Source organism: Methylobacterium sp. yr668 (assembly GCF_900116245.1).
GTDB lineage: Bacteria > Pseudomonadota > Alphaproteobacteria > Rhizobiales > Beijerinckiaceae > Methylobacterium.
The window spans coordinates 25878-45400 of the sequence record NZ_FOZY01000007.1 but is presented as its reverse complement, the minus strand read 5'-3'; the positions used below and the strand labels follow the sequence as shown (position 1 = coordinate 45400).

At 73.3% G+C, this 19523-nt stretch carries 29 protein-coding genes; 15 read left to right on the top strand and 14 right to left on the bottom strand.

Annotation, left to right across the window (positions count from 1 at the left end):
- Positions 1-30: 30 nt before the first annotated feature.
- From BM419_RS32350 to BM419_RS10870, 3 genes are all read right to left on the bottom strand, one after another.
- On the bottom strand, positions 31-186 hold the full coding sequence (locus BM419_RS32350; RefSeq protein ID WP_170868071.1) for a hypothetical protein: 156 nt from the start codon (positions 184-186) through the stop codon (positions 31-33).
- Positions 183-656, bottom strand: coding sequence for a DUF2243 domain-containing protein (locus tag BM419_RS10875; protein ID WP_091926430.1), 474 nt, complete (start codon positions 654-656; stop codon positions 183-185). Before BM419_RS10875 ends, BM419_RS32350 begins: the two co-directional genes overlap by 4 nt.
- A gap of 155 nt (positions 657-811) precedes the next feature.
- Positions 812-2821, bottom strand: a complete 2010-nt coding sequence (locus tag BM419_RS10870) for an OPT family oligopeptide transporter (RefSeq protein ID WP_091926429.1) — start codon at positions 2819-2821, stop codon at positions 812-814.
- 216 nt (positions 2822-3037) lie between these two features.
- Here BM419_RS10870 and BM419_RS10865 point away from each other — a divergent pair, with 216 nt between their 5' ends.
- Together BM419_RS10865 and BM419_RS10860 are read left to right on the top strand one after the other, a co-directional pair.
- The gene (locus BM419_RS10865) at positions 3038-3487 is read left to right on the top strand and encodes a DMT family transporter (RefSeq protein ID WP_091926428.1); all 450 of its coding nucleotides are present in this window, start codon (positions 3038-3040) and stop codon (positions 3485-3487) included.
- Positions 3488-3530: 43 nt separating this feature from the next.
- Positions 3531-3974: a DMT family transporter gene (locus BM419_RS10860; RefSeq protein ID WP_020090969.1), complete on the top strand. Its 444-nt coding sequence runs from the start codon at positions 3531-3533 to the stop codon at positions 3972-3974.
- A 16-nt stretch (positions 3975-3990) separates the two neighbouring features.
- Here the strand turns inward: BM419_RS10860 and BM419_RS10855 are convergent, their stop codons facing one another.
- A complete protein-coding gene (locus BM419_RS10855) occupies positions 3991-4719 on the bottom strand; it encodes an SDR family oxidoreductase (RefSeq protein ID WP_091926427.1) in 729 nt (242 codons plus the stop codon).
- 205 nt (positions 4720-4924) lie between these two features.
- On the opposite strand from BM419_RS10855, the gene BM419_RS10850 reads away from it, so the two are divergent.
- Positions 4925-5149 carry a hypothetical protein gene (locus tag BM419_RS10850; protein WP_091926426.1) on the top strand — a complete coding sequence of 75 codons (225 nt, stop codon included), beginning with the start codon at positions 4925-4927 and terminating at the stop codon, positions 5147-5149.
- A gap of 70 nt (positions 5150-5219) precedes the next feature.
- Here the strand turns inward: BM419_RS10850 and egtD are convergent, their stop codons facing one another.
- Both egtD and BM419_RS10840 read right to left on the bottom strand, forming a co-directional pair.
- Positions 5220-6179, bottom strand: coding sequence for an L-histidine N(alpha)-methyltransferase (gene egtD / locus BM419_RS10845; RefSeq protein ID WP_091926570.1), 960 nt, complete (start codon positions 6177-6179; stop codon positions 5220-5222).
- Between the two features lie 20 nt (positions 6180-6199).
- The gene (locus BM419_RS10840) at positions 6200-7174 is read right to left on the bottom strand and encodes a methyltransferase (protein WP_091926425.1); all 975 of its coding nucleotides are present in this window, start codon (positions 7172-7174) and stop codon (positions 6200-6202) included.
- 649 nt (positions 7175-7823) lie between these two features.
- Here BM419_RS10840 and BM419_RS10835 point away from each other — a divergent pair.
- A complete protein-coding gene (locus BM419_RS10835; protein ID WP_091926424.1) occupies positions 7824-8408 on the top strand; it encodes a YgjV family protein in 585 nt (194 codons plus the stop codon).
- A gap of 103 nt (positions 8409-8511) precedes the next feature.
- The gene (locus BM419_RS10830; RefSeq protein ID WP_091926423.1) at positions 8512-9252 is read left to right on the top strand and encodes a DUF4336 domain-containing protein; all 741 of its coding nucleotides are present in this window, start codon (positions 8512-8514) and stop codon (positions 9250-9252) included.
- Between the two features lie 42 nt (positions 9253-9294).
- Here BM419_RS10830 and BM419_RS10825 read toward each other — a convergent pair whose 3' ends face one another.
- Positions 9295-9540 (bottom strand): hypothetical protein, encoded by a 246-nt coding sequence (locus BM419_RS10825; protein ID WP_091676084.1) that lies wholly within the window; start codon positions 9538-9540, stop codon positions 9295-9297.
- A 208-nt stretch (positions 9541-9748) separates the two neighbouring features.
- Between BM419_RS10825 and BM419_RS10820 the strand changes: the two genes are divergently transcribed.
- On the top strand, positions 9749-10153 hold the full coding sequence (locus BM419_RS10820; protein ID WP_091926422.1) for a hypothetical protein: 405 nt from the start codon (positions 9749-9751) through the stop codon (positions 10151-10153).
- A gap of 46 nt (positions 10154-10199) precedes the next feature.
- On the opposite strand, the gene BM419_RS10815 is transcribed toward BM419_RS10820, so the two are convergent.
- From BM419_RS10815 to BM419_RS10805, 3 genes are all read right to left on the bottom strand, one after another.
- Entirely contained in the window at positions 10200-10505 is a 306-nt protein-coding gene (locus BM419_RS10815; protein WP_091676078.1) for a hypothetical protein, read from the bottom strand.
- A gap of 65 nt (positions 10506-10570) precedes the next feature.
- Complete coding sequence (locus BM419_RS10810) at positions 10571-10771, bottom strand: hypothetical protein (RefSeq protein ID WP_091926421.1); 201 nt, start codon at positions 10769-10771, stop codon at positions 10571-10573.
- 21 nt (positions 10772-10792) lie between these two features.
- Positions 10793-11182 (bottom strand): hypothetical protein, encoded by a 390-nt coding sequence (locus tag BM419_RS10805; RefSeq protein WP_091926420.1) that lies wholly within the window; start codon positions 11180-11182, stop codon positions 10793-10795.
- Between the two features lie 217 nt (positions 11183-11399).
- Between BM419_RS10805 and BM419_RS10800 the strand changes: the two genes are divergently transcribed.
- Both BM419_RS10800 and BM419_RS10795 read left to right on the top strand, forming a co-directional pair.
- Positions 11400-11663: a hypothetical protein gene (locus tag BM419_RS10800; protein WP_026604594.1), complete on the top strand. Its 264-nt coding sequence runs from the start codon at positions 11400-11402 to the stop codon at positions 11661-11663.
- A 168-nt stretch (positions 11664-11831) separates the two neighbouring features.
- Positions 11832-12020 carry a hypothetical protein gene (locus BM419_RS10795; RefSeq protein ID WP_020090982.1) on the top strand — a complete coding sequence of 63 codons (189 nt, stop codon included), beginning with the start codon at positions 11832-11834 and terminating at the stop codon, positions 12018-12020.
- Positions 12021-12035: 15 nt separating this feature from the next.
- Here BM419_RS10795 and BM419_RS10790 read toward each other — a convergent pair whose 3' ends face one another.
- Complete coding sequence (locus BM419_RS10790; RefSeq protein WP_175556296.1) at positions 12036-12281, bottom strand: hypothetical protein; 246 nt, start codon at positions 12279-12281, stop codon at positions 12036-12038.
- A gap of 154 nt (positions 12282-12435) precedes the next feature.
- Here BM419_RS10790 and BM419_RS32345 point away from each other — a divergent pair, with 154 nt between their 5' ends.
- Positions 12436-12603 (top strand): hypothetical protein, encoded by a 168-nt coding sequence (locus tag BM419_RS32345; RefSeq protein WP_165923156.1) that lies wholly within the window; start codon positions 12436-12438, stop codon positions 12601-12603.
- 55 nt (positions 12604-12658) lie between these two features.
- On the opposite strand, the gene BM419_RS10785 is transcribed toward BM419_RS32345, so the two are convergent.
- Together BM419_RS10785 and BM419_RS10780 are read right to left on the bottom strand one after the other, a co-directional pair.
- Positions 12659-12988 carry a hypothetical protein gene (locus tag BM419_RS10785; RefSeq protein WP_244540750.1) on the bottom strand — a complete coding sequence of 110 codons (330 nt, stop codon included), beginning with the start codon at positions 12986-12988 and terminating at the stop codon, positions 12659-12661.
- Between the two features lie 94 nt (positions 12989-13082).
- Positions 13083-13841: a CDP-diacylglycerol diphosphatase gene (locus BM419_RS10780; protein WP_091926418.1), complete on the bottom strand. Its 759-nt coding sequence runs from the start codon at positions 13839-13841 to the stop codon at positions 13083-13085.
- 96 nt (positions 13842-13937) lie between these two features.
- On the opposite strand from BM419_RS10780, the gene BM419_RS10775 reads away from it, so the two are divergent.
- The 6 genes from BM419_RS10775 to BM419_RS10750 all read left to right on the top strand — a co-directional run bounded on the left by BM419_RS10775 (position 13938) and on the right by BM419_RS10750 (position 19024).
- On the top strand, positions 13938-14363 hold the full coding sequence (locus tag BM419_RS10775; RefSeq protein WP_091926417.1) for a hypothetical protein: 426 nt from the start codon (positions 13938-13940) through the stop codon (positions 14361-14363).
- 134 nt (positions 14364-14497) lie between these two features.
- The gene (locus BM419_RS10770) at positions 14498-14800 is read left to right on the top strand and encodes a hypothetical protein (RefSeq protein ID WP_020090988.1); all 303 of its coding nucleotides are present in this window, start codon (positions 14498-14500) and stop codon (positions 14798-14800) included.
- Positions 14801-15161: 361 nt separating this feature from the next.
- A complete protein-coding gene (locus BM419_RS10765) occupies positions 15162-15692 on the top strand; it encodes a Ros/MucR family transcriptional regulator (RefSeq protein WP_020090989.1) in 531 nt (176 codons plus the stop codon).
- Positions 15693-15883: 191 nt separating this feature from the next.
- A complete protein-coding gene (locus tag BM419_RS10760) occupies positions 15884-16144 on the top strand; it encodes a hypothetical protein (protein WP_020090990.1) in 261 nt (86 codons plus the stop codon).
- A gap of 124 nt (positions 16145-16268) precedes the next feature.
- On the top strand, positions 16269-17327 hold the full coding sequence (locus tag BM419_RS10755; RefSeq protein ID WP_091926416.1) for a phosphatase PAP2 family protein: 1059 nt from the start codon (positions 16269-16271) through the stop codon (positions 17325-17327).
- A 221-nt stretch (positions 17328-17548) separates the two neighbouring features.
- Positions 17549-19024, top strand: coding sequence for a protein adenylyltransferase SelO (locus tag BM419_RS10750; protein WP_091926415.1), 1476 nt, complete (start codon positions 17549-17551; stop codon positions 19022-19024).
- A gap of 16 nt (positions 19025-19040) precedes the next feature.
- On the opposite strand, the gene BM419_RS10745 is transcribed toward BM419_RS10750, so the two are convergent.
- Positions 19041-19256, bottom strand: coding sequence for a hypothetical protein (locus BM419_RS10745; RefSeq protein WP_056522883.1), 216 nt, complete (start codon positions 19254-19256; stop codon positions 19041-19043).
- Positions 19257-19523 lie beyond the last annotated feature (267 nt).

The window sequence follows — 19523 nt, the reverse complement described above, 5'->3', positions numbered from 1 at the left end:
GGGCCTACGGAACGGGCCGGGACGCGGGATTCAGCGCGTCAGGCAGCGGAGCGTGAGAAGATCCTCGACGGTGAGCGTGGTCCCGAAGACCAGGGGCCGCCAGGCCGGCAGGGTGGCGAGGCTCAGGCCGGCCGCCAGGGCGAGCCAGGGCAGGACCGGGCTCAGGCCGGGACCGGCGGCCCTCACGCGGGATTCCGCGCCAGCGACGCCTCCTCGCCCTTGCCGACCACCACGAGGCCCAGACCCGCGGCCAGCATGGCGCCGCCCCAGAGCAGGAAGCCGATGTCCCAGTAGAGCCACTGCTCCGGCGGTGCCCGCTCGTTGACGTGGTGCACGCCGAGGATCTCGTGGTCGATCAGGCCCTCGACGAGGTTGAACAGGCCCCAGCCGACCAGGAGCGACCCGGCGAGCAGCTTGCTGGACCAGTAGAGGTGCGTGCGGTGCGCGGCGCGCCAGAGGAGGAACAGCCCGAGGACCACGAAGACGTAGGTCGCGCTGTGGAAGAGGCCGTCCCAGCGGGTGTTCAGCTCGAGGTTCGGGATCGTGTCGATCGGGTACCAGCTGCTCAGCATGTGGTGCCATTGCAAAATCTGGTGCAGCACGATCCCGTCGAAGAAGCCGCCGAGGCCGAGCCCGAACAGGATGCCGGCGCTCACGGGGAAGACGCGCTCCCGGGTGTCGGCCGCTCTCTCAACCGCCCTGTCAGCCGCTCTGTCAGCCGCTCTCATGCGCAATTCCGGCGTGGCGGAGGCCGCGGCCGCGCGGGCGACGGCGTCTTGCGGGGAACCCGCCCGGGGCGCCGGCGGATCCGTCACGCCCCCCGCGGGGCCGCTTCCAGTCGCGAGACCATCCGCAGGTAGACGACGAGCCCCGCCAGGAAGACCGCGAGGCCGAGCCCGGTGGCGTAGGGCGCGAAATCCTTGCCGGCCACGGCGATCGCCGAGCTGTGGCCCGCCAGGAGGTCGGTGCCGGCGAGAAGCACGCCCACGAAGCTCTCGCCGACGAGGAACCCGGACGCGAGGAGGACACCCCGGCGGCGGGCGGTGCCGACCGCCCTGTCGGCCTTCGCGTCGCCCTTCGCGCCGACCCGGGCGCGCAGCCGGCGCTCGGCGACCCAGCCGAGGATGCCGCCGATGGCGATCGTCATCTCCACCGAGAGCGGCAGGTACATGCCGATGCCGACCGTCAGGGCCGGGAAGGTGAGGTCACGCCGCTTCAGCCACGTCTCGGTCGCCACCAGGACCACCCCGAGCCCGGCGCCGATCAGCACCATGGTCCAGGGCAACTCACCGTGCGTGATGCCGTTGGCGATCTGGGTCATCAGGGCCGCCTGGGGCGCCGGCATGGCGCTCCCCGCGTCCTGCCCGTCTCGCGCCGGGGCACCGACGAAGCCGTAGGCCTCGTAGAGCAGCGACAGGAGCGGGGCGATCACCACGGCGCCGACCCCGACGCCGAGGATGAGCGCGACCTGCTGGTGCCAGGGCGTGGCGCCGAGCACCTGCCCGGTCTTCAGGTCCTGCAGGTTGTCGTTGGCGATCGACGAGGTGGTGATGATGACCGACGTCAGCAGCAGCGCCATGCCGGTGACGAACCGGTCTCCCTCGGGCCCGGCGGAATGCCCCAGGACCAGGGGCAGGAGCAGCGCGGTCGCCATCGTGGTCAGGATGCCGATCCCCGAGATCGGGCTCGACGAGGAGCCCAGCAGGCCCGCGAGGTAGCCGCAGGCCGCCGCCATCAGGAAGCCGAACAGGACGGTGAACAGGGTGGCGGCCACCACCAGCACGATCGTCAGGCCGCCGAGGTCGGCGGCCCCGGCGAAGGCCCAGAACAGCAGCGCGAGCGGCACGCACAGGCCCAGGGTCGCGGCGGCCACCCAGGTGATCGGCAGGTCGCGGTCCTCGCGCGGGTGATCCTTGCCGAGACCGCCGCTGCCCGACAGGGCGGCGCGGATGCTCCCGAGGATCGGGCGCGCCAGCGAGCCCACGGTCCAGAGCCCGCCCACCGCGATGATCCCGGCGCCCATGAGGCGCACTTGGCCCGACCAGACCGCCTCGGCGGCCGCGCCCGCCGACTTGGCGGGATCGGGCGACAGGGCGGTGAGGATCGGGACCGCGATCCCCCAGGCGATCAGGACGCCGGTCAGCAGCGCGAGGCAGGCGCCGATGCCCACGAGGTAGCCGACGCCGACCAGCGCCAGCGAGAAGCCGGTCCCGGTGCGGAACACCGCGCCGCCGAGGCTGACCGCGCCGTTGAGCCCCTCGCCCAGGACCTTCAGCCCCGTGGTGGCGAGCCCGATCGTCCCGGCGGCCGCGGCGGCCCCGAGCAGGTCCCGCAGGCCGTGGCCGCCCTGCTCCTCGTGGCCGGTCCTGAGCACCTCCGCGGCGGCGATGCCCTCGGGATAGGGGAGATCGCTGCCCGACACGAGCGCGCGGCGGAGCGGGATCGAGAAGGCGACGCCGAGCAGGCCACCCAGCAGGCAGACCGCCGTGGTCTGCCAGAACGGGAAGCCGTGCCAGTGGCCGACGAGGATGAGCCCGGGAAGCGCCAGGATGACGTTGCACAGGGTGCCGGCCGCCGAGGCCTGCGTCTGCACGATGTTGTTCTCGAGGATGCCGGCGCCGCCCATCAGCCGGAACGCGCCCATCGAGATCATCGCGGCCGGGATCGAGGACGAGAACGTCATCCCGGTCTTCAGGCCCATGTAGAGGTTGGCGGCCATGAACACGACCGTGATGGCCGCGCCGAGCGCGATCCCCCGCAGGGTGAGCTCGGCCTGACGGTCCTGCGTCGTCGGCGTGATCGTCGGGCTGCGGGCGTCCATCGTCCACTCGGGCTGCCACAGGCACAGCACGCGAGGGGCCGGAAACGTTCCCGCGCCGCGCCCGGCCCGCCCGGCCTCACCCTGACCCGCCCCGCCCTGGGGCGATGTGTCCCGGCACCGACCAGGCCTGTGATGCAGTCACCCGGCGCGGCGGCGGGTTTGGCAGCAGACCGCCCCGTCCGGGTGCGATCCGCTCCTCGTCGGGAAGGCGCCGCCTTGTCCAAGTGGTATCTCTACGGCATCGCCCTCGTGGCCGGCGTCGCGAACGCCATCGAGCCGGGCCAGAACGCCACGCTGGCGAAGGTCACGGGGCAGCCGATGCTGGCCGGCCTGTTCTGCTTCGGCCTCGCGATCGCCTGCTTCCTCGCCGCGATGGCCGTCGCCTGGCTGCGCGGCCGCTCCCAGGCCGAAGCGGCCACGCCCGTGCCCTGGTGGGCTTGGCCGGGCGGCGTGCTCGGGGCGGCGGTCGTCCTGGCGCAGCTCTACATCTCCGAGAAAGTCGGCGCGGCGCCGTTCCTGGGCTGCGTGATCACCGCGGGCGTGGTCGGCTCGATCATCCTCGACCATCACGGCCTCGTGGGCTTCGCGCGCCACCGCGCCGGGCGCTGGCGCATCCTCGGCGGCGCGCTGATGGTCGCGGGCGTCGCCCTCGTGGCGGCGTTCTGACGGACCCGTCGATCCGAACGCCTCGCACCCTCAGGATCCCAGCATGCTCTTCCTGTACGGCTTCGCGCTGCTCGCGGGCATCGCCACCGCGATCGAACCGGGCCAGAACGCGGGCCTCGCCAAGTCCCTCGCGCGGCCGCTGCTCGCCGGCGTGGTGAGCCTCGTCGTCAGCGTCGCGGCGATCTGCGTCGCCATGCTGGTGACGGGGCAGTACGGGTGGCCGACGCTGGACCGCCTCGCGCAGGTACCCTGGTGGGCGTGGCTCGGCGGCGTGATGAGCGCGGGCCTGACGATGGCGCAGCTCTCCGTCTCCGCGCGGATCGGGGCCGCCACCTTTCTCGGACTGATCGTGACGGCGGGCGTCGTCACGTCGATCCTGCTCGACCATTTCGGCCTCGTGGGCTTCAAGGTCCACGAGGCCGGCCTGTGGCGCATCCTCGGCGGCGCCCTGATGATCGGCGGCGTGGCGCTGGTCGCCCGGTTCTGAGGCCCGCCCCGGCGGATCAGATCGTCCAGCCGCCGTCGATCACGACGGCCTGGCCGGTCGTGTAGGTCGCGCCCGCGAGGTAGACGGCGAGGTCGGCGATCTCCTCGGGCGTGCCGAGCCGGCCGATCGGCTGGCGTGCGATGAAGGCCGCGCGGGTCTGCTCGTAGTCGCCCTGCTGGCGGATGCGCTCCTGCAGCGACGGGCTCTCCACCGTGCCGGGGCAGATGGCGTTGCAGCGGATGTTGTGGCCGACATAGTCGGCGGCCACCGCCTTGGTCAGGCCGATCACCGCCGCCTTCGTCACCCCGTAGGCGAAGCGGTTGGGCACGCCCTTCACCGAGGAGGCCACCGAGGCCATGTTGACGATGGCGCCGTCGCGGCGCTCCAGCATGCCGGGCAGGACCGCCCGGATCGTGCGGATCATCGCCTTGACGTTGAGGTCGAGGGCGAAGTCGAGCTCGTCGTCGCGCATCTCCAGGATGGTGCCGGCGTGGACGGTGCCGGCGCAGTTGAACAGGATGTCGACCGCGCCGATGCGCGCGACCAGGGCCCCGACCGCCTCCGCGTCCAGCACGTCGAGGGTCGCGGTGCTCAGGCTGTCGGCGCGCAGATCGGCGAGGGCGGCCGCGTTGATGTCGGTGGCGTGGACCCGCGCCCCGGCGCGGGCGAAGGCGAGCGCGCTGGCGCGCCCGATCCCCTGACCCGCCGCCGTGACCAGGACCGTCTTTCCGGAAAGATCTGCCATTGCTCGCTCCAGCAGGCTGCGCGGCGCCGCGCGGGCGTCCGGACCGGGCCGCGCCCGGCGGGGCCGCCGATCAGGTCCGGTGGGCCCGGCCGAGCGGCCCATCCTTGTAGGTTCTGACCGCGCCGGGCTCCAGGCCCGATCGCGTCGGATCCGGGGCCGCCGTTCGGGCGTTCTCCCGGCGTCACCGTACCTAAGGAGGATCGCCGTGGGGCTCGCCGCCTTCGTCTTCTTCGTCGTCCCGTGGATGGCCGTCGCGATCTGGATGTCGATGCGGCCGTCCGGCGCGCGCCTCGGCACTCCGTCCGCCCCCTGGCGCCCGCTGACGGATTACCCGCCGCCGGCCCGGGACCAGCGGCAGGCCGGCGAGACGCTGAGCATGGAGTCGGGCTCCGCCCACGACGGCAAGCACGCGCCGATCGAGGCCGTCTAGAGCGCCCGCCGCCGGATCAACTACTGGCCCGGCGCGCGCGAGCGTGTCGGGAGAAGAGTTCCGCGCCGGGTCAGGCCTCCGCCTGCAGCAGGTGGAGGTTGAAATCTCCGCCGTCCCCCGTCCACAGGGCGCGGGGCTGCCAGCCGCTCTCGGCCGCGAGCGCCCGGAAGGCGTCCGCCGGGTACTTGTGCGACGTGTCGGTCCGGACGCTCTCCCCCGCCGCGAACGCGATGGTCCGGTCGCCCAGCCGGTAGCTTGCCGGCCGGGTCGCGACGAGGTGGGCCTCGACCCGCAGCGGGTCCGGGCAGATCCGCACGGCGTGCCGGAAATTGTCGCGGTCGAAATCGGCGCCGAGTTCCCGGTTCAGCCGCGTCAGGATGTTGCGGTGGAACGCGGCCATGAGGCCGTCGGCGCGCCCGTAGGCGCGCTGCAGGCGGTCCGGGTCGGCGGTGCCGTCCGCGCCGACGAGGAAAAGGCTCGGCCCGAGGGTGGCGCGCGCGCGCTCGAGGAACTGCCGGGCCCCGCGCGGGTCGAAGTTGCCGATGCTCGTTCCCGGATAGAAGCCCAGGATGCCCCCCGGCCCGGCCCCTCGCGGCAGCTGGACCGGCTGCGAGTAGTCGGCGCAGACCGGGATCATCGGGATGCCGGGGTAATCGGCGGCCAGCCGCCGGATCGCGGCCTCCAGGTACGCCCCGGAGATGTCGATCGCCACGTAGGCCGCCGGTTCGGGCAGCGCGTCGAGGAGCGTGCGGATCTTGCGGCTCGCGCCGCTGCCGAACTCGACGACGGTCACCCCCGGCCGCACCCGGCGCGCCACGTCGGCGGCGACCTGCGGCAGGACGGTCATCTCCTGCGCGGTCGGGTAGTAGTCGGCGCTGTGGCAGATTCTGTCGAACAGGTCCGAGCCGGTCTCGTCCCAGAGATACTTTCCCGGCAGCGTCTTCGGCTCGGCGGAGAGGCCCGCGAGGGCGTCCCGGAGGAAGGTGTCGGTCGAGCTGTCGGTCGAGCTGTCGGTCGAGCTGTCGGTCATGCTGTCGGTCATGCTGTCGGTCATGGCCGGGTCACCGGGCGCGTGGCGGTCAGGACGACGAGGGCGAGTCGCTCGACCGCGTCGTAGGCGGGCGTCGCGAGTTCCTCGCCGTACGCGTCCGGGTCGAACTCGCGGTAGGTCCAGTCCAACCCGGCCCGGTCGCAGAGGTCGGCCACGGCGTCGCGGAACGTGTCCGCCCCGTCGACGATGGCCGCGCCGGTGAACAGGACGAGGCTGCCGCCGGGCGCGAGCCGCCCGGCCGCCTGCTCGGCCACCGCGAGCGGCAGCCCGGCCCCGAGGGGGCCGCCGCCGTGCCGGTAGGCCCGTTCCGCCGTGTCGATCATGAAGGGCGGGTTCGACATGATGAGGTCGAACGGGCCCTCGACGTCGCGCAGCAGGTCGCTGCGGCGGACGTCGACCCCGTCGGTCCCGGCGATCCGGGCGTTGACGCGCGCCGCCCGCATGGCCGCCGGGTTGATGTCGACGAGCACCACCTCGGCGCCCGGCGCCCTCTTGGCGACGCAGATCCCGGCCGCACCCGAGCCACAGCCGATATCGACCGCGCGGCGCACCGGCCGCGACCGCGCCTCGAGATGCGCGATCACCGCCGCGGCGAAGCGCGCCGTGTCGGGCCCGAAGAACACCGCGTCGGCCGCGCTCGGGGGATACGCGGAATGGGCGAACAGCTCGCCGTCGAGGCTGGAGACGCGCAGCGTCGGCCGCAGCAGCGGGCCGTCCTCGATCACGGCGCCGGCCGCCCGCATCAGGCGCAGGATCGGCTCCGGGACCAGGTCGGCGCGGAACGGCCGGCTCCAACCGAACACGTCGCGCAGGCTGCGCGCCTCGACGTGCCGCGGCCGGGCGTTGACGTGGGCGTGGGTGGCCGGGGTCACGGTGGTGAAGGTATAGCCGGTCTCGCGCAGGGCGCGCGCCAGCGCCAGCACCGCCTCCTCGTCCGCGGGAAACGGAGCGGCAATCGGAACGGAACGCGTCATCGGTCGGCCCTCAGCTGTCCATCCGGCGCATCACGAAGGCGCCCGACGCGCGACCGGCGGCGACCTGCCGGGCGTCCCCGGTCGAACAGCACCGCGAAGCTCCGGAACAGGCCCGGCTGCGCGCGGTACCGCGCCGTACCGACAGAGGAAGGCGAGCAGGGCCAGGTAGATGCGGGCGTCGTCCAGGCCCGATGAAGTTCCGGAACCGCGCGGCGACGGGATGATGATCGTCATACGTGGGAAGCTGCATCGGAGCGTCGGTTCAGACCACCTGTAGCGGGCGCGCGCGCACCCCCGCCCGACCGGCCGCGGTGTCGTCCCGACTCGAATGCCCGGAGAACCGGAAGCCGCAGGCATTGTTCCCTGCGCAATACGCGCAGATCGGCCATCTGATCTATGTTAATCCCGGAGTTTAAACATCTTGTTTTGATTGAATACTCACATGATGCCGATCGACACACGGAATGACCGATGATCGGGCCCACGGACATGCGGGCACGGCGGGTCGCCGCGCGGGACCGCGGTGCGGCGGCGCGGCCACGCTCGCCGGGTCGCGATCGTCGCCGGAGGCGGCGTTAACCATCCGATTACCGGGCGATCCTAGCGCGATCGACTGAAACGGCGCCCCCGCGCCGGCCGGTCGCGCACGATGAACGCCGCATCATTCCTGTATTCCTGGTCCGCCGCCGCCGCGACGCACCTCGATCTGTTCGGGTCGCTGGGCCTGATCCTGGGCTTTACTGCGGGGGTGATGCCGCGGCGCGCCTGGATCCTCGCGGCCTCGGCGGCCTGTGCCGCCTGCTTCGGCGCGCATTACCTGACGCTCGGGGCGCTCACCGGGACGGCGATGTGCGCCATCTCGGTGCTGCAGAGCCTCGTCTCCCTCCGCTGCGTCGGCGCGCCCGGCCGGGGCGGCTGGGTGCCGCCCGTCTTCGCCGCGAGCACCCTCGCGGCGGCGTGCCTGACGGCGGCCACGTGGAACGGCTGGCCGTCGGCCTGCGCGGCCGCGGGGTCGCTGCTCGCCACCGGCGCGCGGCTCCAGGCGGCGCCGCAGGCGATGCGGCAGCTCTTCCTCGGCGCCTCCCTGTGCTGGGCCGGGCACAATCTCCTGGTCGGCTCGGTCTTCGGACTGACCTGCGACGTGCTGACGATCCTCGGTCTCGCGATCGCGCTGCTGCGCGCCGCCCCGGTTCCGCCGATGGCGCCGGTCGCGCCCGACTGCGCGCGGGCGTGAGACGCCCCGGGCCTGCGGCGATGGATCCGGGAAACCCGCCGCGGCCCCGCCGTTGCACGGGAGCGGGCGCGTGACGCCCCGCGGCCGAGGAAGAGAGCGGGATTTGCCGGACGCGACCTATCCACCCCTCGACGTGCTCAAGCCAGTGGCTGAGGGCGTCTGGATCGTCGACAGCGGGCCGCTCCGCGCCCTCGGCATCCCCCTGCCCGTCCGGATGACCGTCGTCCGTCTCGGGGACGGATCGGTCTGGCTGCACTCCCCCACGCGCTACGACGCGGGCCTGCACCGCGCGATCGCCGCGCTCGGACCGATCCGCCACCTGGTCGCGCCCAACATCGCCCACTGGACCTTCCTGAAGGACTGGCAGACCCAGTGTCCGGAGGCCCTGACCTGGGCAGCCCCCAACCTCCGCGAGCGTCGCCAGGTCCGCCGCGCCGGCCTGCGCGTCGACCGGGTTCTGGAGGATGCGCCGCCGCCCGACTGGGCGGCGGACCTGCGCCAGGTCGTCGTGCCCGGCGGGTTCGGCTTCCGGGAAGTCGCATTCTTCCACGGCGCGAGCCGCACGCTGATCCTGACCGACCTCGTCCTCAACCTGGAGCCGGCGAAGATGCCGGCGCTGCTGCGTCCGCTCCTGCGCCTCGCCCGCATGACGCCGCCGCACGGCGAGCCGCCGCCCTACCTGCGCCTCGTGATCAGGCTCCGGCGGCGCGACGCCGCGCGGGCGGCCGCGGATCTCGTCGGCTTGGCGCCGGAACGGGTCGTGTTCGCGCACGGACTCTGGTTCGCCGCGGACGGTGCGGTCCGGCTGAGACGCTCGCTCCGCTGGCTCGGGACGCCGTCCTGAGGATCACCCCGAGGATCACCCCGAGTTTCGCCGTCGCCGCCGTCAGGCCGCGGCGATCAGCTGCCGCATGATCCAGGCCCGGGCCGCCGGCAGGTCCGCGAACAGCGGCGGCCCGAGGGGATCGATCGGGCCGAACCCGGCTTCGAGGAACCACTTCCCGGCATCGGCCCCGTGCTGCGCCGAGAGACGGACCAGGATCGCGACCAGGAACCCGTCGGCGAAGACGAGCTGACTCTCGGCATCGTCGCTGCCGGTCGCGACCTGCACGGCCTGCAGGCTCAGGATCATGCGGCCATCGCCTTCACGACGCGAGCGGGTTGAGGGCGTGCGACCGGAGGCGATCGTCGCACCGCGGCGGCGGCGCGGATCTCCGTGCCGGCACACTGATCAATCACCCCTTCGCCCCGAAGTTCCGGCCTCGCGGCGGTCCGGAACACGGCCGGGACCGCCCGGTTGGCCAACCATGGACCGGTGGCCGCGCGGGGCAGGATCGCAGATGGATGACAGGCAGATGGCCCGCGGGCTGGCTTGGTTCGGGATCGGGCTCGGCCTCGCCGAGACCTTCGCGCCCCGGCGCGTCGCCGCGGCGACCGGCCTCGACGGCCACGAGGGCCTGATCCAGCTCTACGGCCTGCGCGAGATCGCCTCGGGCGCGGCGATCCTGGCTGCCGCCGAGCCGGAGCGGCATCTCGGCCTGCGGTTGGGCGGGGATCTCCTCGATGCCGGCCTGCTGGCGGCCCGCGCCACGCCCTCGAACCCGCGGCGCAACCGCACCCTGGCCGCGGCCCTGGCGGTGGCGCCCGTCGTCATGCTGGATGCCGCCATCTGGCTGAGAGCTCGCGACAGGCGCGGCCCATCTCCGGGCGATCCCGGCCGGAGTCCCGGCGCGATCGCACGATGACCGGTACAAGGGTGGCGACGGGGGTGTGGCGACGGGAGCGGTGCGCTCAGGGCTGTCCGGGCGCGTCCTTCGCCGGGTCTCCCCCAGAATCGTCCGCCTCGCCTTCCGCGGCGGGTTCGGTCCCCTCGATCGCGCGGGCGAGCTCGGTCAGCACCTCCTCCACCATCGGCGGCCAGGGGGCCCTCTCCTCATCCATCAGGCGGGCCGCGCCGACCAGCGCGGAGATCTGCGCCTCGTAGACCGGGCGGCCTACCAGCTGCGCGTAGCGCACGCGCGCCGCGAGCGCCGTGGCCAGGCGCTGAACCTCCGCGATCTTCGCGCTCGGCGCGCCGCTGCCGTCGCCGTTGCCCATCCGTCCACCCCCTCGGGATCCTCACCGATCCTCATAGGCCATGGCCGGGACACAGTCAGGACCGGCTACCAGGCTTCGAGAATCCGGCCGCCGACGAGCGCGACGACGACACCGACGAGCAGCGCCATGCCGATGTCCCGGAGCGGCGCGGTGATCAAGCCGACCTCGGGAGCCGGCGGCGACACGTAGCGGGTCAGGCTCTCGGGCAGCGCCGTCGCCGGCGGCACGGGGGCCCTCCGCCGAAGGGCCAGGCGGATGCGGTGCATGGGCGTGATCCCCGGACTACCTCAGGCGGTCTCGACCTGGCGGGGCCCGGCGGCCGCCTGGGCCTTCCGCGCGGACGTCTTCGGCCGGACGAAATCGCCGAGGGGCTTGCAGGTCGGCAGGCCGATCACCTCGACCGACCGGGTCGGTGCCTGCGGCGGCGCATTGCGCGGAACGATAACCTCCGTCCCGTCCGCACTCTCCGTCTGCCCTTCGCCGAGATCCGGCAGCTCGACGCGATGCCCGACCAGGTACGCCTCGATATCGATGAGGCGGTGGCGCAGCCGCCAGATATCGTTCTCGACGCCGTTGATCTGCACGAGGAGGTCGGAGACGGTGCCCTGACGCGCCGCGATCGCCGAGAGCACAGAGGCCCGCTCGTTCAGCAGCACGGCCTTGACGGTCGGGTTCATGACGTACGCCTCCGAATGTTACAGCACCACGATTCCCGAATTCGGAAGCGAAGACAGTTCTCAAAATGGCTTAGCCGTTACGCCCGAAGGTGAACGGCCGCATTCAGCCGCCGAACGACTCGCGCCGGGGTGCCGATCGCGCGCGGAGGCGGGAACTTCTCGCGCGCGCGTGCGTCAGTTTCGCACAGACCGACGCACGCAGTGCTGGGAGCTTCACATGCGCAGATCCGCGACTCTCGCCATGGCCGCCGCCCTGACCCTGGCCTCTGTCACTGCCTGGGCCGACCCGGTGAGCCAGACGGGCACCGGCGGCGGGCCCGCCACCACCGCCAAGGCGCCCCATACCGCCGCAACCGGCCAGACGGTGCCCAATCCCGGCGCCCTCGGCCCGAACGAGACCGGCAGCATCGAGCGCCGCGACGCCGTCGAGGAGCGCAACGACGCGATCACCCGCGGCATCTGCATTGGCTGCAACCGCTGATAGCGGCGGGCCGACGGCTGCAGGGCGTCGGTAAGACCGCGCGCCTACGGCGTCCCGGCCATGACCGCGATTCATGACCGGGGTGCGGTGGTCGCGGCCGGGGGTTGAAGCCCCGGCCGCTCTGGCCCAAATCAGCGCGCCTCACCGACCATGAACAGGAGTGAACACGTGGCAAACGAGTCTGTCGAACAGGCGGCAGAGAAGACCTATTTCGGCCTGACCCTCTCGCAGCACGCGGACCGGATCCGGAAGCTCGCGACGGAGCGGGGCCTGACCGGGGAGACGTTCGACCGCGTGACCGCGCAGGCCGTGGCGATGATCCCGACCATCAAGGTGACCGACGCCGCCCAGCGGTGAGCCGGGCCGGGCCGATCATCGCTCGGCCCGCAGCCCCTTGAGCATGCGCCGGGCGATGGTCCGCACGGCCTCATCGTCCCGCGCTTCGCCCTCGACTGTATCCCACAGGTGGACGAGGCTGCCCTCGAGTTCGTCCAGCAGGTCAGGGTTCTGCCGCGTCAGGAACCGCATCGTCCCGAACAGGAGATGCTCGGTCGCCATCTCGCGCCGGCGCGCCTCGGTGACGGGATCCGGGTGCGGCTTGGATGTCTGATCGCTCATGGCCGGCCAACGGCCCGCGCGGGCCGCGGTTCGCCGGGCCGTGCGCGGTGCGACGCCGCGGACGGCCCCGAGCCTCGACGACGCATGCGACCGGGAACAGCGCCGGACCGACACGGTTTTCCGGTCAGGAACGGGCGTCCGGAGAGGGCTGACGATGGCCGAGGCGGATCCGCGCAAACCCGGGGACGAGGCCCCGCCCGGAACGCCGGGCACCGGCGAGAACCTGTGCCGGACCTGCGGCGGCACCGGCAAGGTCGCCGACGCGCAGTGCTCCGAATGCCGTGGCAGCGGCACGGTGACGACCGGCATCGGCGGCGCCTGACGCCGTATCACCCGGCACGTCACCCGGCACGATCGGCGCGGAGACCGCGACGCGCTCAGCGCCGCAGCGCGCCGAGCCACGCGGTGAGCGGCTCCACGAACGCCGCCCAGGTCCGTGACCACACCGTGCCGGTGCGAGCGTCCGCCGGGCGCGCGCCGGACATCAGGGCCGCCACCAGGGCATCCTCGCGGGCCTTGCACTCGTCGAGGGCGTTGCGCTCGTCGCCGGCGCGGCTCTGCCCCGTCGGCTGATGCCCCGTGGCGTCCCGCAGGCAGCGGTGCCACGCGCGCTCCAGCTCGGCCGGATCGGTGGGTCCGGCGGCCGGCCCCGCAACCGCAGGTCCGGTGGTCAGGAGGAGCATCGCGGACAAGCTGAGCACCGGCATGCGCATGCTCGCTCTATGCCCGATTCGTGCCCCCGAGGGATAGAACGTAGCAGCAACAGTGCCGCGGCTCGGCTCGGCTGGGCTCGGCCGCCGGTCAGCCGGCCCGGCCGTGCCTGGCCACCCGGCAGCCGTGATCCATCAGGTACTCGGCACTGGCCTCAGGCTCCCGATAGGCGAGCAGGATCATCCCGCCCCGCGGATCCCCGGGATCGGCCTCCACCGCCGCGAAGCTCGCGTCGTGCAGGTGGCCCTGCCAGCCCGGCACGCGGGCCAGAGCGGCGAACGGGTTGAACGCCGCGACCGAGTCCGCCGGGACCCGCATGGCGAGGTAGGACACCTCCGCCAGCGGCACCGGGAACGGGGCCCAGCTGTCGCCGACGGCGTCGCCGTGGGCCTTCAGGGCCGCCGTGACGCTCCGGCGCATGCAGTCGAGGTGGATGTGCAGCTGATCCTGGCTGCGGCCGCCCGCGGAATTCACCTCCAGGCCCACCGCGGAGGGGGGCAGGCGACCCTGCAGCGCGTCCGACACGTAGTGCCGGGCCGCGAGCGCCGCCCGCCAGTAGGCCGCTCCCCGCGGGCCCTGGAGCACGGGGGCCTCGATGCCCGAGACGCTGTCGGTGGGCATCACCACCGTGTGGGTGGGCTGGCCCGGCGCCCGCAGCACCGCCGTTCCCGGGCGCGCCGCGTCGCCGAGATCGACCGCGAGGCAGGGAAAGCTCCGGCCCGCGGCCTTCTTGGCGAGCACGCAGCCCTGCAGCGCCACCCAGAGCACGTCCCGCACCGGATTGGCCGCGATGGCGGCCGGCATCACCGAGAAGGCGAGAAGGGTCGCGACGACCAGAGTACCATGCATGATCAGATGTTCCGGTCCCCGGCCGTCGTTATGATACGTCGGGCGGCGCGCCATCGTTGTACGCGGCCGCCGTCGCCGCGAGGTTACGTTTCCGCGATGCTGAGATCGAACGCGCAGTGGCACGGCCTGATACGGGTCGCGGCCTGGATCCTGGTGGCGCTGATCGCCGCGATCACGCTGGTGCCGATCGGCCTCCGCCCGGTGGTCACGGCCAATCCCAGCTACGAGCGCGTCGCGGCCTACGCACTGGCCGGGCTGCTCATGACGGTGGCCTACCCGCGGCACTGGCTCTGGATCCTGGCGGGCAGCGTCGTCCTGGCCGGCGGCCTGGAAGCCGGCCAGACCCTCACCGGGACCCGCCACGGCCGGTTCGACGACTTCCTGATCAAGGCCGCCGCCGGGCTCGTCGGCGCCCTGGCCGGCCGCCCGCTCGCGATCCTGGCCGACCGCGCCCTCGCCGGCGGCACCACGGCCGGCACCACCCTGGCCGGCCGCGATCTGGGCGACCGCACCTGCGGCTGAGCCGTGTCCGCCGTCGCGCCCATGCCGCCGGCGCATGGCCGCGGCGCCGGTCCGGTGCCGGACGACGGGCCGCGCGCGGAAACCGCCGAGCTTGACCCGCGTTGCTTTCAAGGGGCTCTCACGCGAGGTGCTGCATGTTCGGCGCGGCCAAGCTCACGGGACGGTTCTGGTTCCGCAAGACGTGGACGGGCAAGCTGGTCCTGCTCGTCGAGGAAGAGAGGCCGCGGTGGTTCAGCCGCACCGGCCTCACCAAGCTCCGCTGGCGCGACGCCCGCCTGCTCGACCTGGCCGAGGCGCCGATGCGCACCCTGATGACCCTCGAGCGCAGCTACCGCGCCGACTACGCGGCCGGGCCCGCGCGGGTCCTGCAGGCCGTCATCCCGCCCGGGACGCGGGGCGCGATCGCCACGCCGATCGGGACCGCGGCCAACGCCTGAGCGTCGCCGCGGCGCGAGGGCGCGGGCCGAGCATGGAGGGGCAGGGCTCGGCCCGCCTGTCGTTCGGCTTCTTACCCCCAAAGCCGGAGCGACCCTGTCAGTGACCACGGTCAGGGTTAACGCTTTGTGAAGAGCCCCGCCCGGTCCGGCCGGTCGGTGGCGGCCGGAGGCGCCCGAGGACCCGGCAATCGGGGTGCCGGCGGGCGAAAGATCCGGCGCGAAATGCGCCACTGATCTATGTTGGTATTCGCCACTCCATTCGGTAGATAACAGGCATAATGGGTTATCTTCGTGCAGATAAGGACTTGACTGTCGAGAAGCGAATGCACGTTCATGGATCACTCACACGTGAGAGGCGCCCATGGAAGATAGCAATCCTGCACCGCATCAGGACCCGATCGATTTCGTCGAGCTGACCGCCGATATTGTTTCGGCTTATGTCGCCAACAACTCCGTTCCGGTTCCCGACCTCCCGTCGCTGCTGTCCGGCGTGCACGCCGCGCTGGCCGGTCTCGGGCACGCGACGGTCACGTCGGAGCCCGAATTCAAGAAGGCGACGCCCGCGCAGATCAAGAAGTCGATCACGCCCGACGCCCTGATCAGCTTCATCGACGGCAAGCCGTACAAGACGCTCAAGCGGCATCTCACCGGCAACGGCATGACGATCGAGCAGTACCGGCAGCGCTACGGGCTGCCGCCGGACTACCCGACGACCGCGTCCAACTACTCGGCGATGCGCGCCGAATTCGCCCGCAACGCCGGCCTCGGCCACAAGCGCCGCGGCCCGGCCGCCAAGCGGAGCGAGCCCGCGGAGACCGTCGCGGCGGAGGCCGGCGCCGGCACGAAGGCTCCCAAGGGCCGCAAGACCCGGAAGGCCGCCGCGGAGGCGTGAGGCCCCGGCCGCGCGCTCCGGCGCGCACTGCCGGCGCCCCGCGCGCCAGGACCTGAGATGACGGGACCGGGTACGGCCTCGCCGGACCCACCCGTCACCTCCCGGCCGGTCCCGGACCGGCGCGCGTCGGAACGACCCCTGCGGCCAGCCGTTGGGCCGGTTGAACGCCCGACCGCGCGACGGAGCCACGCTTGACCCGATCGATCCCCGCCCTCGTCCTCGCCGCCGCCACGCTGGCCGCCCTTCCGGCCGCGGCCCGGGCGCAGGATCGGCCCGGCCCCGGGGCGGCGCCACCGGCCGAGACCGCGCCGAAGCCGGCGGCCGACACGAAGGACCCGGGCAAGACCGCGACGGAGGCCGTCACCCACCCGTCCGCCGTGCCGCCGACCGAGGGCGCGGTCGGCACCGGCAAGCCCCCGGCCACGGGCGACGCCCCGACGACCGGCCGGTAGAGTCCGCCCCCGCACCCCCAACCCTGTCCGCCCGTCGCCACCCCCGGCCGGCGGCCACATCCCCGTCGCGGCCGAGCCTCGTCCCGGCCGCGCATCGGCCCTGTCGGGCGAGGTGAGCCGGATCATGCGTCCAGACCGGGCCGTTCACGCCGGCCACGCGCCCATCGTCCGCGCTCGAAACCCGGCACGTCCCTGGTGGCACCTGCTGCGCCGGCACAGCACCGGCATCGCCGCGCCGGACCCGCGTCTCTGGGCCCTGACCCTGGCGATCGTCGCGGTCGACGCCGTCTGGATGGCGGCGTCCGGGATCGCCGCCGCGCCCCTGGGCTTCGCGCTCGCGGGCCTCGCCGTCCTCGTCCTGCTGAGCGCCGCCGCCTGCCTGAGCACGGTGAAGTCCGACCCGCCCCTGCGCGGCATGGCCCTGGCGAGCGCGTTCCTCATCGCCTTCACCGTGCCGGTGGCGGTCCTGCACTTCCTCGCCGCCGGGATCGGGCTGCCCTTCGTCGATCCCGCGCTGGCCCGCATCGAGACCGCCCTCGGCTTCGACTGGACCGGTCACGTGGCGTTCCTGGCGCGGCACCCGACGCTGTCGTGGTGGCTGGCGCTCGCCTACCATTCGAGCGGCCCGCAGGTCGGGCTCGTGGTGATCGCGCTGAGCGCGACCCGCCGCCTCGGCCGGCTCTGGACCTACATCCGGCTGTTTTCCGCGACGCTGCTGTGCGTGATCGTCCTCGCCGCCCTGCTGCCGGCCCTCGGCCCCTACGCCCACTACGCCCCGCGGGTCGTCCCGTCCGAGCCCCTGGAGACGGTCGGCGCGCTCTGGCACCTGGAGCCGGTGGCGCGGCTTCGGGCAGGCAGCCTGCACACCCTGGCCCTCGGCGACCTGCGCGGCCTCGCGACCTTCCCGTCCTTCCACGTGTGCCTCGCGATCCTCACGGCCTGGGCGCTGGCGCCGGTGCCGCTCCTCGGCCCCCTGGCCGTCCTGCTGAACGCCGCTGTGATCGTCGCGACCGTCGGGTCGGGCGGTCATTACCTGCCGGACGTGCTGGCGGGCGGTCTCCTGGCCCTCGCGGCCCTGGCCTGCCGCGCCCGGCGGCGCGGGTCGACGGCCGATCCCGCCGCGCGCGATCCCACCACCCGGAGGATCGAGGCGCTCGAAGCGATCCGGCCCGCCGACGCCTGAGAACGGGTCGGGCCGCGAACATTTCCCCGCCTGGTGGATGGGCCAGGGAGCGGGGAAGGCGCGACGATGACCCGGACCCGGTGGACGATCCGCGGTTCCGTCGCCGCCGCGCGGCTCCGGTCGATGTCCGAGAGGCCCACGGGCGCTGACGGCACCGCCCGGATCCCGCGGCCCCGACGGCCCCGCTTGCCCCCCGACCCCGCGCTCCATAGATCCCGACGATGACGGCACTCCCCTTCGACAACAGCTACGCCCGCCTGCCGGAGCGCTTCTACGCCCGCCGGCCGCCGACGCCCGTGGCGGCGCCGCGCCTCGTCCGGCTGAACCGCGCGCTCGCCGAGGAGCTCGGTCTCGATCCGGACTGGCTCGCCGGCCCGGACGGCGTCGCCGCGCTCGCGGGGAACGCGGTCCCGGACGGCGCCGACCCGATCGCCGCGGCCTATGCCGGGCACCAGTTCGGCCAGTTCGTGCCCCAGCTCGGCGACGGCCGCGCGGTCCTGCTCGGCGAGGTCGTCGACCGGAACGGGCGCCGCCGCGACATCCAGCTGAAGGGCGCGGGCCCGACGCCGTTCTCCCGGCGGGGCGACGGGCGGGCAGCGCTCGGCCCGGTCCTGCGCGAGTACCTCGTCAGCGAGGCCATGGCGGCGCTCGGCATACCGACCACCCGGGCCCTCGCCGCCGTGACGACCGGCGAGCCGGTGGTGCGCGAGACGCTCCTGCCGGGCGCGGTCCTCACGCGCGTGGCGGCGAGCCACATCCGGGTCGGCACCTTCCAGTTCTTCGCGGCGCGGGGCGACGTCGAGGGCCTGCGGGCGCTCGCCGACCACGTCGTCGCCCGGCACCATCCGGACGCGGCCGGGGCCGGCAATCCCTACCGGGCGCTGCTGGAGGGCGTCGTCGCGGCCCAGGCGGCCCTCGTCGCCCGCTGGTTGCACGTCGGCTTCGTCCACGGTGTGATGAACACCGACAACATGTCGGTCGCGGGCGAGACGATCGATTACGGGCCCTGCGCGTTCCTCGACGTCTACGATCCCCGGACGGTCTACAGCTCCATCGACCGCAACGGCCGCTACGCCTACGGCCAGCAGCCGCGGATCGCGCTCTGGAACCTGACCCGCCTCGCCGAGACCCTGCTGCCGCTCCTCGCCGAGGGCGAGGACGCCGCCGTCGCCGAGGCCGAGGCAGCGCTGGCCACCTACGCGCCGCGCTTCGAGGCGGCCTATCACGGCGGCCTCGCCCGCAAGCTCGGCCTCGCCGAGACCCGCGACGGCGACGCCGAGCTGGCGGGCGACCTCCTCAAGGGCATGGCCGAGAACCAGGCCGACTTCACCCTGACGTTCCGCCGGCTCTGCGACGCGGCGGCGCAGCCTGAGGCCGACGCGGCCGTGCGCGACCTGTTCGTCGACCCGACGCGCTACGATGCCTGGGCGGCCGCGTGGCGCGCGCGGCTGGCGCAGGAGGCACGCGACCCGGGCGAGACCGCCGCCGCGATGCGCCGGGAGAACCCGGCCTTCATCCCGCGCAACCACCGGGTCGAGGCGATGATCGAGGCCGCCGTGGAGCGGGACGACTTCGCGCCGTTCGCGACGCTCCTCGCCGTCCTGGCCCGCCCCTACGACGACCAGCCGGACCACGCCGCCTTCGCGGAGTCGCCCGCGGGCGGCGGCGTCGGCTATCGGACCTTCTGCGGCACCTGAGCCCGCGCGCCGCCGGTCAGGACCGCGGCCACGTGAAGATCTCGCGCAGCCCGCCCGCGTGGCGAAACCAGTGGACGCGGGTCGCTGGATTGAAACCGTGATCCTGGTACGAAGTGGCGATCACCGACACGAGAGTCTCGGCCGCCGAGCGGTCGTGAATGTCGTAGGCCAGAAGTTTGGGAGTACCGTCGGTCTCGCGGGTGAGATCGCGAACCAGAATCGAATACGACATATCCCCCCTCCTTTCGACACAAAGCATGTACTCAAGATTATATCGCCAAAGCCAGGATCGTTCGCGGAAGGATCGTGTAAAGGTTAAACAACATTAACGGGAATGTGTTGATTTGATACGGCCCCGGTTGGACTCGCCGGGCACGCAGGTCTTCGGGGGGGGGGGGGGGGGGGGGGGGGGGGGGGGGGGGGGGGGGGGGGGGGGGGGGGGGGGGGGGGGGGGGGGGGGGGGGGGGGGGGGGGGGGGGGGCGCGGCCCGCGACGCCGG